Source organism: Hyphomicrobium sp. MC1, from assembly GCF_000253295.1.
Classification (GTDB): Bacteria; Pseudomonadota; Alphaproteobacteria; order Rhizobiales; family Hyphomicrobiaceae; genus Hyphomicrobium_B.
This window is the reverse complement of sequence record NC_015717.1, coordinates 3,116,496-3,129,060: the sequence shown is the minus strand read 5'-3', so window position 1 is coordinate 3,129,060 and position 12,565 is coordinate 3,116,496. Positions and strand designations below refer to the sequence as shown.

Genomic DNA, 12,565 nt, shown 5'->3' with positions numbered 1-12,565 from the left:
CCCTAGCCCCTTTTGCCGACAGGTCCTGCCAGCATCGGTCCGTATACAATGATAAAGCCGGCAAATGCGGAGATCCACGCGATCGCGGCGGCGTACATTAGGAGCAGCATCAGAGCGGGCAAAAATTCCATCGTAACCCGCGCAAGCATCGCGGCGACGACAGCGAGATAGATGAGTTGCGTAACGTTTGATGCGATGAGTTCCCGACCGGTATGACCCAGCGTGGCGCGAGTCATCATGGCGAGCGTCATAGTGCCGATGGCGCCGACCGCCCAAACATGGACGCCGACCGCCGAGGGAATGATCTCAGCTCGAAAAGCGTGCACTCCCTCGAACAGGAACCCAAGCGCGGCAAAGAAAAATCCGGCATGGAGCACGAGCACCAACGGATCTGATCGTATGGCCCAGCCGCGCCAGCGAAAGAGCCGCCAAAGATTCGCTGTGCCCGCAGCGAAGAGCAATCCGCCTGTCCAGTATCGATCGGGGTCGGCAATCCACAGCAGGAGGGCAACGGCGGATAGCACCATAACAATACTGTCCGACTCGCCAAAGGGCACAGGTCGCTCTGCAATACCTCTCTTGGCGAGCCAGTTGTGAGTAAAGCTCGGTACGACGCGGCCGCCGATCAGCAGAATAAGAAACACGATAATCGCAAGGCCGGCGCGGGCAGAGATTGTGGCCGTACCTGTCGTTGCTGCTTCGAAATGGAAGCCGGCGTTGGCGATCGCAAGCATGAGGACGAGGGCGACGACCTTGACGTTGCGGTTATTCTTCCCCGCGATCACTTCGCGCGTCACGGTAGCGGCGAACACTAGGAGAAATGCACTATCAGCCAGCGACGCCGCCACCGGCCCGATCGAGGCGGATAGCAAAACGGCGACGCGACCGATGAGCCACAACGCGCAGAGAAAGATCAGCGGCCAGCCAGCCACTGGCAGCCGGCCAGTCCAGTTGGGAATTGCCGTCAGCAAGAAGCCCGCTACCACAGCGGAACCATAGCCATAGATCATCTCATGCACATGCCAGTCTCTTGCCGAGAAGGCCGTCGGAACCTGGATTTCCCCGGTGAAGAAAGGTGGCCAAATCGCGATTGCGGCTACAGCCCAAACGGCGGCAGCAAGGAAGAACGGGCGAAAGCCGCGGCTCCACAAGCTCAGTCCTTTCCTTGACCTTTGCGTCTTGGCGGGTCGTTTCATCCAGGCTTGCTCCGATGCGGGAAGGGCTTTGTGCACCGTCAAAAGAAATTGAATCCATGGGCGCCAGCGACGGCGCCGAGCGCCGTGATCGCGGCCAGCGAAAGCAGCGAAGCGTGCAGTTGACTCATGCGGCGAAGGGCGGAGGCCGGATCGCTTCGGGCCTTTCTCTCGAAATGGCCATGTAGCAAAGGCTCAAGCACAAAGATCATGAGCATGAAGAAGAGCCACAGGCCGAGCATCGCTGACATCCACCAATAGGCTGGATCGAGGAAGCGATCCCAGAAATCTAGGCGGTAAGTCATCCAGAGGCCCGTGGCGCCGACGAGTGGAATGGAAACCCGGACCTGTGCCGCGAAGCGCCGCTCGATGGTCGCAAACAGCTCCAGTCCCTCGCTCGCCGTGGAACGCGCCTGCGCAAGGGGCAGCACGATCAAAGCTACAAACGCCAAGCCGCCGATCCAATGAATGACGGCGAGGACGTGAAGTGCGCGGGCCAGAGTGATGTCGTCCATCGTCAGCCGCCACGCAGGGGACAGCGACGATCTCTCACGGGGCCTGCTCCGGTAGCGCCTTGTTGAGGATCGCACGCACTGCCGAAAGGCCCGGATCCTCGGCCCTGTTCATGATACCCACAAGCTGCAGCCAGTGATCGTCAGATGCAGTGTCGAGAAAGCCTCGCACAGTTGAGGCGATAACATCGGCCGGCGCGCGGCCGGCGGCACCGGCGACAGCTGTGACACGTTCCGACAAAGACGGCTCATTGAGCGCGGCAAGGATACCTATCGCAACCTTGGGGTCATCCAATGAATTGAGGAGTTGTCCGAGCATGGCCGACCTCACTGAACCAGGGGTGACGTTGCGCCTTCGAGAGCGATGCCCCGAACTTCCGCCCGTCCGATGAGCAGCGCGATATATTGTGTGATGGCCTGATGGCGAACATGCTCTTCGAGATAAACCTCAATACGCTTTCGCACGACGTCAAATGACAAAGGCCGACCTTCGATCCGCCTCGCCAGGCGGATGATATGGACGCCGTAACGCGTCTCGACCGGTGAGGAGATTTGGCCCAACGAAAGGCCGGCAAGAGCGGCCTCGAACTCAGCCGTCGTATCGCCAGGACCGATTTGACCGAGGCTGCCACCGAGTGCCGCTGAGGGACAGTCCGAAAAATCGCGCGCAAGCACCGAAAATCTTTCGGGTTCCGTCGCAAGAACAGCAGCAAGACTCGCTGCTTTTTCTCGTGCGGCGGTAAAGGTCTCAAGGTCATCACGGCGCGCTGCGATAAGAATGTGGTCGGCCTCGTAGAGAGCAGGCGTGACGAAGCGGCAGTAATTATTCTCATAGAAGCGGCGCAGCGTCGCCTCATCCGCTTTCGGGACGCGAACCTCGCGATCAATGAGCGCACGTATCAGTGCATCTTCCGCGGTTTCAATCCGTCCATCCTCGTCGGCACGCGGTTCGACTGATACTTCCAAACGCCGCGCTTCTTGCAGCAGGAGTTCCCGAATGACCAGCGCGCGGGTCACTGCCCGCCAACCGTCGCCCGGATTACGAGCCGGAAAGTTCTGCACCTCCGCTGCGATCGCCTTGCGCGGGATCGCGATGCCATTGACGGTGACGGGTGGCATGGCAACTGGATCCCGCAGCGGTGCTGCAGGAGGCGCGGACCGGTGCTCATGACAACCCGGCGCCGCGCTCTTTGCCGTATGATCGATAACGAGCGTGACCATGACTTACTCCGCTGGTTGGTGTGCGGGGCGCGCAGCCAACGGCCGGACCGTGGGCTTAAACGCGGGTGCATGTGGTTGGGTCCGCCGCGCTGCGAAGCGTGTGCGCACCACTTGATAGCCGGGTCGGCCGAGGTACCAGATCGGCGCGCTCCAGACATGGACAAGCCGTGTGAAGGGGAAGACGAGAAAAATCGTCATTCCCAAAAGAAGGTGCGCCTTAAAGATCGGGTGCACATCCGCGACATAGTCGGCCGCTGAAGGCTGCAGAGTCAGAATGCCCTGGGCCCAGTTCATGAATTTCACCATTTCGTGGCCATCCATGTGCTGGAGCGAAACGAAGATGGTGGACAGACCTAGGGAAAGCTGAAGCCAGAGCAGCAGCAGGATGGCGATGTCACCGAAGCTCGACGTCGCTCGGATGCGCGGATCGAACAGCCGACGATGAGCGAGCATTGTAATTCCGATGAAACACACGATGCCAGCTATGCCACCGACGGTGATGGCAAGACCCTGCTTGAAACTGTGACTGATGCCCATCATGTCGAACACCGATATCGGAGTAAGCAGGCCGACGAAGTGTCCGGCGAAGATCACCAGAATGCCGAGATGGAAGAGGTTGGAGCCCCATCGAAGCTGTCGCTTGCGAAGCAGCTGAGAGGACCCTGATCTCCAGGTGTATTGCTCGCGGTCGAACCGCAACAAGCTGCCGAGCAGAAAGATTGTCAGACAAAAATAAGGGTACCAGCCGAAGAGGATGGAGTTGATGGTCTCTGACATTGCTTTCTCCTCCTTTAGGCGGTGCTCTGGCGTGCATCGCGGCGGCCGGCTCGAATCTGAATTCTCAGTCGGTCGATGGAGCAGCCGTCGGTTGCGTCGCCCGGGCCGAAGCTGACGGCGGTCTCTTCCCAGGCGGCATCAAGCGCTGCAAGATCATCGGGAGCAGCATCTGTTGGCGCGGCAATCGCAGGAACCGCTGCGGTGCCGTCAACCATGGTGCCGATGGCAGAAAAAACTGCAGCATAGGCCGAGTTGCGGCCCGCGAGACGCTCCTCAATGGTCGAAACGATATGCAGAGCGTTGGCCAGCAGCGGCCGTGCTTCTTCGATCGGCAGAGTTGATAGATATTCGAGGAATAGTGGTAGATAATCGGGCAGCTCATTCGCCTCGAGCGTCAGTCCGCCTTTTTCATAGAGCGCAGCGAGATCAACCATCGCCTGTCCGCGGTCGCGGCTTTCGCCGTGAACGTGCTCAAATAGGTGAAGCGACAGCCGTCTGGTCTTGTCGAAGAGATCGACGTAGCGCTCCTGCAGGTCGAAGAGATCTAGACGTGCAAGTTCGGCAAGTAGCGGCTCCAAGGCCCTCCAGGCCTCGATATCGATGAGGTTCTCCGATCGAATGACACACCCGATCTCGTCGATCGCAGTCCGTAGATCTTCGTCCGGGTAGGAGAGGAGCGCTGATAGCGCCTTGAAGGTCTTCGCCATCATACGATCTCCATTGGGTTCGAAGCCTTTTTCGTCTGCTTTGTCCCGAAAAGGTTGGTCTCGGTAGTGCCGCCCGAGCAGCCATTGCCAAAGGAGAAGCCGCACGAGCCACGCAGGTCCTGAGCGTCCTCGCTCCACTCGCGATGGGCCGTCGGAATGACGAAGCGATCTTCGTAGTTGGCGATTGCCATGACCTTGTACATTTCATCGATGGCGCGACCGGTGAGGCCAACATTGGTCGCGATACGCTCGTCAAGCCGGCCGTCGACCGTCTTCGCCCGCATATAGCCGCGCATAGCGAGCATGCGCTCAAGCGCCAGTGCGACCGGCTCCTCGTTCCCAGCGGTGAGCAAGTTGGCGAGATATTGAAGCGGAATGCGAAGTGAACGGACGTCCGGCATATCGCCGTTGACGCTCATCTTGCCGGTGGCCGCGGCAGATTGGATCGGCGAGAGAGGTGGCACGTACCAGACCATCGGAAGCGTCCGATATTCCGGGTGCAGCGGAAACGCCACCTTCCACTCCATCGCCATCTTCCAGATCGGCGAATGCTTCGCTGCGTCGAGCCAGGCCTCAGGCACGCCGTCGGCGCGAGCCTGTGCAATGACGGCAGGATCATTCGGGTCCAGGAAGAGATCGAGCTGAGCTTGGTAGAGGTCCTTCTCGTTCGGAATGCTCGCCGCCGCCTCGATGCCGTCGGCGTCGTACAGTAAGACACCGAGATAGCGGATGCGCCCGACGCATGTTTCGGAGCACACCGTCGGTTGACCGGCCTCGATACGCGGATAGCAGAAGATGCACTTCTCGGATTTCCCGGAGGACCAATTGTAATAGATCTTCTTGTAGGGGCAGCCAGAGACGCACATGCGCCAGCCGCGACACTTGTCTTGATCGATCAGAACAATGCCGTCCTCCTCGCGCTTGTAAATAGCGCCGGAAGGGCAAACCGCGACGCAAGCAGGATTGAGGCAATGCTCACATAGCCGCGGCAGGTACATCATAAATGTATTTTCGAACTGGCCGTAGATATCCTTTTCGACCCCTTCGAAATTCACATCCTTTGACCGCTTTTCAAATTCGCCACCGAGAATCTCCTCCCAGTTCGGCCCCCATTCGATCTTCTGCATGCGCTCGCCCGAAATTGCCGATCGGGGTCGCGCCGTTGGAAACGCCTTCGATTCCTTCGCGGTATGGAGGTGCTCGTAATCGAACGTGAACGGCTCATAATAGTCATCGATTTCCGGCAGATCCGGATTGGCAAAGATATTCGCGAGGATGCGCCATTTAGCGCCCATTTTGGGCTCGATGTGGCCGTTCTTCTTGCGCCTCCACCCACCGTTCCACTTCCCCTGGTTCTCCCACTCGCGCGGGTAGCCGACGCCGGGCTTGGTCTCGACATTGTTGAACCAGGCGTATTCGACGCCTTCGCGGCTGGTCCATACGTTCTTGCATGTTACGGAACAGGTATGACACCCGATGCACTTGTCGAGGTTCAACACCATCGCGATCTGAGCGCGTATCTTCATTCTGCGGCCTCCCTCGGGACATCGGTGTTCAGCGGCTCTTCGAGCCAGTCGATATTCGCCATCTTTCGGACGACAATGAATTCATCTCGGTTGGAACCAACAGTCCCGTAGTAATTGAAGCCATACGATTGCTGGGCATAGCCGCCGATCATGTGCGTCGGCTTCAGCACCGTTCGGGTGACCGAGTTGTGAATGCCGCCACGGTTGCCGGTCATTTCCGATCCCGGTGTATTCACGATCTTTTCTTGGGCGTGATACATCAGCATCATGCCCGGCTTGATGCGCTGAGAGACGACGGCGCGAGCGGTCAGGGCGCCGTTGATGTTGAAGACCTCGACCCAATCGTTGTCGACGAGGCCGGCGATCTTGGCGTCGGTTTCAGAGATCCAAACAACCGGACCGCCACGGTTGAGCGTCAGCATCAAGAGGTTATCGGTATAAGTCGAGTGGATGCCCCATTTCTGGTGCGGAGTGATGAAGTTGAGAACGATCTCCTTGTGACCGTTTGGGCGGACGTTCTTAATGCCCGCGATAGTCTTTAGGTCGACCGGCGGCTTCCACGTGACGAGCCCTTCGCCGAAGGCGCGCATCCAGAGATGATCCTGATAAAGCTGCTGGCGGCCGGTCAATGTGCGCCAGGGGATCAACTCGTGCACGTTTGTATAACCGGCGTTGTAGCAGACCTTTTCGCTCTCGATCCCGGACCAGGTCGGAGAAGAGATGATCTTCCGCGGCTGGGCCTGGATGTCGCGAAAGCGAATCTTCTCGTCCTCTTTCGGCAAAGCTAAGTGCGTGTGCTCACGCCCAGTGATCTTGGCCAGCGCTTCCCAGGCCTTGACCGCAACTTCACCGTTGGTTTCCGGCGCAAGCATCAAGATGACCTCGGCAGCGTCGACATCTGTCTCGATTTTAGGAAGGCCCTTGGCCACGCCGTCGAGTCGTGAGCCGTTTAGCGCAGCGAGCGCCGCGACTTCATGCTCGGTGTTCCAAGCGATGCCCTTGCCACCGTTCCCGACCTTCGTCATCAGCGGCCCGAGTGCCGTGAACTGGGCATAAAGATTCGGATAGTCGCGTGTGACAACGGTCACGGAAGGCATGGTCTTGCCAGGAATTGGCTCGACCTCGTCGCGCTTCCAGTCCTTGACTTCGAGTGCCTGGGCCATTTCCGCCGGACTGTCGTGTTGCATCGGGGTGAGGACGACATCCTCCTCAATCCCCAGAACCTCGGGCGCGACGTCCGAGAAAGCCTTGGCGAGGCCTTTGTAAATCTCCCAGTCTGAGCGGGCCTCCCAGACGGGGTCCACCGCCGCTGAGAGCGGATGGATGAAGGGATGCATGTCGGAAGTGTTGAGGTCGTTCTTTTCGTACCAAGTGGCGGTCGGCAGAATGATGTCGGAATAGACGCACGTCGTCGACATGCGGAAGTCGAGCGTAACTAGGAGGTCGAGCTTTCCCTGCGGCGCATTCTCGTGCCAGACGACCTCTGTATTGCGGACCGATCCTTCGGGGCCGAGATCCTTACCCATCACGCCGTGTGTCGTGCCGAGCAGGTGCTTGAGAAAGTACTCGTGGCCCTTGCCAGACGAGCCAAGCAGGTTCGAGCGCCAGACGAACATGTTGCGCGGCCAGTTCGCAGGATTGTCCGGATCATGACAGGCAAGCTCGAGTTCGCCCGTTTTGAGTGCCTTCGGTAGATAGTCCTTCGGCGCGAGTCCCGCCGCCTTGGCTTGCTTGGCGATGTCGAGTGGGTTTTGCTTGAGCTGTGGTGCGGATGGCAACCACCCCATACGCTCGGCCTGGACGTTGTAGTCGATGAAACTCTTGTTCCAGTCGCCGTCTGGCGCGGTCGGCGAGAGGATTTCGGCCGCCGTCAGTGTTTCGTACCGCCACTGGTCTGTGTGCGCGTAGAAGAACGACGTCGAATTCATGTGCCGGGGAGGGCGGCTCCAGTCGAGTGCGAACGCGAGCGGCGTCCAGCCCGTTTGCGGGCGAAGTTTTTCCTGTCCGACATAGTGTGACCAGCCACCGCCCGACTGACCGATGGCGCCACAGAACACCAGGAGATTGATGATCCCCCGGTAGGTCATGTCCATGTGGTACCAGTGGTTGACGCCCGCGCCGAGGATCACCATCGAGCGGCCCTTGGTCTTCTCCGCATTGGTGGCAAACTCGCGCGCAACGGTAATGATCGCGTCGCGCTTCACGCCTGTAATGCGTTCAGCCCACGCAGGTGTGAAAGGGACGTCCTCATCGTAGGACGATGCAACGTTGCCGCTACCGAAGCCGCGATCGAGACCATAGTTGGCCATCATCAGATCGTGGACGGTGGCGACGGCCACTTCGGTACCGTCGCCGAGCTTAATCCGTCGGATGGGCAGATTGCGGGTAAGGATCTCACCGTGATCGGTCGAGACGAAATGCTCGGTGGCGCGGCCGCCGAAATAGGGGAAATCAACAGCGCCGACCTCAGCGCCGTCACCCGCCAGTGTCAATTTGAGGCGAACATCGCGGCCTTCGCCATCCTTTTCCTCAAGGTTCCATTTGGCGCTCTCGCCCCACCGGTAGCCGATCGAACCGCGCGGTGCGACGAGTGCATCGCTAATCTCGTCGATCGCAACCGTCTTCCAATCCGAATTGTTGGTCTCGCCTAAAGAGCCAGCAATCTCCGACGCCCTCAGAAGTCGTTCCGGAACGAGCCGTCCGTCTCGTTCGGTCAGGCGCACCAGGAATGAGAGATCGGTATACTTGCGGGCGTAGTCGTCAAAATAGGGAACCGTGCGATCAAGATAATATTCGCGCAGGATGACGTGCCCCATCGCGAGGGCAAGCGCCGCATCCGTGCCCTGTTTCGGGTTAAGCCAGATGTCGGCGAACTTTGTTGCTTCGGCATAATCCGGGCTGACGACGGCGCTCTTGGTGCCTTTGTAGCGAACCTCGGTGTAGAAATGTGCGTCCGGTGTGCGCGTTTGCGGCACATTGGAGCCCCAGACGATGATAAAACCGGCATTGTACCAATCGGCGCTCTCGGGAACGTCGGTCTGCTCACCCCAAGTCTGCGGACTTGCGGGCGGCAGGTCGCAGTACCAGTCATAGAAGGACAAGCAGACGCCGCCCATGAGAGAGAGGTAACGCGCGCCTGCCGCGTAGGAGACCATGGACATGGCAGGAATTGGCGAGAAACCGATGACGCGATCGGGGCCATGAGCCTTCACTGTGTATGCATTCGCGGCCGCGATAATCTCGTTGACCTCATCCCAGGTCGCGCGAACCAAGCCGCCGTGGCCGCGGATGGAGATGTAGGACTGCCGCTTATCTGAGTCCTCGACGATCGATGCCCAGGCTGCGACAGGAGACAACATAGCTCGCGCGGTGCGCCAAAGCTTCAACAGCCGTCCGCGGATCATCGGGTATTTCACCCGCGCTCCGGAATAGAGATACCAGCTGTAAGAGGCGCCGCGAGCGCAGCCGCGCGGCTCATGGTTCGGCAAGTCCGGCCGCGTGCGCGGATAGTCCGTCTGCTGCGTCTCCCAGGTGACGATGCCGCCCTTGACGTAGATCTTCCAGGAGCAGGAGCCGGTGCAATTTACGCCGTGGGTGGAACGCACGATCTTGTCGTGTTGCCAGCGTTTCCGATAGCCGTCCTCCCAGGACCGGTCCTCGTTGGTCACTATCCCGTGCCCATCGGAAAACTCATCAACAGTCTTTCGGAAGAAGGTCAGCCGATCGAGAAAATGCGACATCGCTTTAAGCCCCTGATTAGTCGGCTACTGTGATGGAAGCACGAACGCACTTCGCGCGTTCAACGTCGTGAAGGAGGCCGCCCTTGCGGGAGTAGACCGTCCAGGTGATCGCGAGGCAGCTCACATAGAAGATGAGGAAGGCCCAGAGCGCAGCCTCCGGTCCGCCGGTCAGGGCGATCGAGGTGCCGTAGCTCTTCGGAATGAAGAACGCCCCGAATGCAGCGACCGCCGAAGTGAATCCGGTGATGGCGGCGGCTTCTTTCTCGGCCTGCCGGCGACGCGTTTCAGAATCCGCGTCGGGCATCAGCCGCCCCATCTCCTTTGCCATGATCACTGGGATCATTTGGAAGGTTGACGCATTGCCGACGCCGGTGGCGAAAAACAAAAGCAGGAAGGACGCGAAGAAGCCCCAGAAAGCGCCCGCCTGATCCTTGACGCCAATGAACCAGAGCACGCCGATCACGCCGACCATCATCAGAGCGAAAGCCCAGAGGGTAACGCGGGCCCCGCCATACTTGTCTGCTAGCCAGCCGCTTCCTGAGCGGGAGAGGGCACCGACGAGCGGACCGAGAAACGCAAACTGAAGTGCGTTGACGTCGGGAAACAGCATCTTGGCCAGCAGCGGAAAGCCTGCTGAATAGCCGATGAAGGAGCCGAAGGTGCCGGTGTAGAGCCAGCACATGATCCAGTTGTGCTTGCGCTGGAAGATGACAGCCTGATCCGCGAAGGACGCCTTGGCGGAGGCGATATCGTTCATGCCGAACCAAGCGGCAAAGGCAGAGATCGCGATGAACGGCACGAAGACGAAGCCAGCGTTCTGCAACCAGAGCTGTGATTCCCCCGCTGGCCCCTTGACCATGGTGGGATCGCCGCCGATCCAGCCGAAGATTCCAGCAGTGATTGCCAATGGCACCACGAACTGGACCACACTGACGCCGAGATTACCAAGGCCAGCATTGAGCGCGAGGGCGTTGCCCTTCTCAGCCTTGGGAAAGAAGAAGGAGATGTTGGCCATCGAGGAGGCGAAGTTGCCACCGCCCAACCCACAAAGCAGGGCCAGGATCAGGAGTACGATATACGGCGTATCCGGGCTCTGCACCGCGTAGCCGATACCGACTGCTGGGATCATGAGTGACCATGTCGTCAGCGTCGTCCACAGACGGCCGCCGAAGATCGGCACCATAAACGAGTAAAAGATGCGCAGTGTGGCGCCAGAGATCCCTGGTAGAGCCGCGAGCCAAAACAGTTGATCGGTGGTGAAGTTGAAGCCGACCAGTGGAAGCTTGGCGACAACCACCGACCACACTTGCCAAATGGCGAAGGAAAGAAGCAAAGCCGGAATCGAGAGCCATAGGTTTCGTCTTGCGATGCGACGACCAGTGTTCGCCCAAAATACCGGGTCCTCTGGGCGCCAATCGGTAAGCGCGCCCGCTGCCGTCGGCGCGGAGATGGGCTTGGGCAGACCCTGCATTTCCGGAAAGGGTGGAAGTTCGGCGAGAGCCTCTTCCGCAGTTCCGCGCTCCATTTGGCGGATAGCTAAGTGCGTCCAGAGAAGTGCGCCGGTTAAGAGGACAAAAAGCACCATGAAGCAGCTTGTCCACAGGCCGGTCAGGTCGAATAGAATGCCGAACAAGACGGGTAGGAAAAATCCTCCGAGACCGCCAATCATAGAGACGAGCCCGCCGACCGAACCGACATGATCGGGGTAATAAGCTGGGATGTGCTTGAAGACGGCGGCCTTACCAAGCGCCATGAAGAACCCGAGGACGGATATCGTTACAGTAAAACCGACGACGCCCATCTCCATGCGGAACGAAATTGGGCCCTGGACGCCATGGATGACATAATCGGTCGGAGGGTAGGCGAGGATGAACGTCGCTACTGATGAGACGAGAAGCGTCCAGTAGAGTACGCGACGTGCTCCATAGCTGTCGGACAGATGACCGCCATAGCGGCGGAAAATGCTCGCTGGCACTGTGAAGAAGGCCGCGAGCAAACCAGCGGTCTTGATATCAAGACCGTACACATTCATCAGGTATTGCGGTAGCCACAGCGCGAGGGCGACGAAGGTTCCGAACACGAAGAAGTAGTAGAGTGCGAAACGCCACAGGTGTGCGTTCTTTAATGGCTCCAGCTGGAGCCAAACACTTTCCGCTTTGATGTGAGCGCGCCGGCGTTCGACAACTGCAGGATCATCCTCGGACGTGAACCAAAAGACCGCGGCCATACCGATCAAACCGGCAGCCCAAAACTGGGCGACGGTCTGCCAGCCGTAAGCGACAAGTACGAACGGTGCTAAAATACTTGTCGCCGCTGCGCCTACATTGCCGGAACCAAAAATCCCGAGCGCCGCGGCCTGACGGTCGGGGGGATACCAGCGGGTGACATAGGCGATGCCGGCAGCGAAAGATCCACCGGCGATGCCAATACCGGCGGCGGCCACGAGAAATTCGCTGTAGGTCTGAGCGTAAGAAATCAGAAATGTTGCCGCCGCCGCGACTAGCATCGTCGCAGCGAGAATGACGCGCCCGCCATAGAGGTCCGCCCAAATGCCGAGCACGACGCGGATCACCGAGCCCGTCAGGATCGGTGTGCCGAGCAGAAGACCGAATTTCGTCTCGCTGAGTCCGAGATCCTGACGAATCGGAATGCCGACAATCGAGAAGATTGTCCAAACGGCAAAGCACACCGTGAACGCGGCAGTCGTCACGCTTAACGCTTTTCCAGATTGCGCATCTGTCGTCGCTTGCATGGTTGACCACCCTTCGACGGCCACGCCCGAGATTGGGTGGTTGCGTCGCTTGCTGGGCAAATTGGCCGAGCCGCAGCAAACTGGCGTTGACGGAGATCAATGAGTGACGTGACAAAAATCACGACCACTCGGCGGTC

General features: G+C 59.3%; 9 protein-coding genes. All 9 read right to left on the bottom strand.

Going from position 1 to position 12,565, the window contains the following annotated elements; translation table 11 throughout:
- Positions 1-2: 2 nt before the first annotated feature.
- The 9 genes from HYPMC_RS15120 to HYPMC_RS15080 are packed head-to-tail and all read right to left on the bottom strand — an operon-like array spanning position 3 to position 12,428.
- Complete coding sequence (locus HYPMC_RS15120; protein WP_041300990.1) at positions 3-1,196, bottom strand: NnrS family protein; 1,194 nt, start codon at positions 1,194-1,196, stop codon at positions 3-5.
- Between the two features lie 38 nt (positions 1,197-1,234).
- Positions 1,235-1,708 carry a membrane protein gene (locus tag HYPMC_RS15115; protein WP_013948864.1) on the bottom strand — a complete coding sequence of 158 codons (474 nt, stop codon included), beginning with the start codon at positions 1,706-1,708 and terminating at the stop codon, positions 1,235-1,237.
- 34 nt (positions 1,709-1,742) lie between these two features.
- Positions 1,743-2,024 carry a hypothetical protein gene (locus tag HYPMC_RS15110; RefSeq protein ID WP_013948863.1) on the bottom strand — a complete coding sequence of 94 codons (282 nt, stop codon included), beginning with the start codon at positions 2,022-2,024 and terminating at the stop codon, positions 1,743-1,745.
- Positions 2,025-2,032: 8 nt separating this feature from the next.
- Entirely contained in the window at positions 2,033-2,926 is an 894-nt protein-coding gene (locus HYPMC_RS15105; RefSeq protein WP_013948862.1) for a peptidylprolyl isomerase, read from the bottom strand.
- Between the two features lie 3 nt (positions 2,927-2,929).
- A complete protein-coding gene (gene narI / locus HYPMC_RS15100) occupies positions 2,930-3,703 on the bottom strand; it encodes a respiratory nitrate reductase subunit gamma (protein ID WP_013948861.1) in 774 nt (257 codons plus the stop codon).
- Between the two features lie 14 nt (positions 3,704-3,717).
- Positions 3,718-4,413, bottom strand: coding sequence for a nitrate reductase molybdenum cofactor assembly chaperone (narJ, locus tag HYPMC_RS15095; protein WP_013948860.1), 696 nt, complete (start codon positions 4,411-4,413; stop codon positions 3,718-3,720).
- Positions 4,410-5,936 (bottom strand): nitrate reductase subunit beta, encoded by a 1,527-nt coding sequence (narH, locus tag HYPMC_RS15090; protein ID WP_013948859.1) that lies wholly within the window; start codon positions 5,934-5,936, stop codon positions 4,410-4,412. Before narH ends, narJ begins: the two co-directional genes overlap by 4 nt.
- On the bottom strand, positions 5,933-9,676 hold the full coding sequence (locus tag HYPMC_RS15085; protein WP_013948858.1) for a nitrate reductase subunit alpha: 3,744 nt from the start codon (positions 9,674-9,676) through the stop codon (positions 5,933-5,935). The genes narH and HYPMC_RS15085 overlap by 4 nt, the downstream gene beginning before the upstream one ends.
- Positions 9,677-9,692: 16 nt before the next feature.
- The gene (locus tag HYPMC_RS15080) at positions 9,693-12,428 is read right to left on the bottom strand and encodes an MFS transporter (RefSeq protein WP_013948857.1); all 2,736 of its coding nucleotides are present in this window, start codon (positions 12,426-12,428) and stop codon (positions 9,693-9,695) included.
- Between the last annotated feature and the right edge of the window lie 137 nt (positions 12,429-12,565).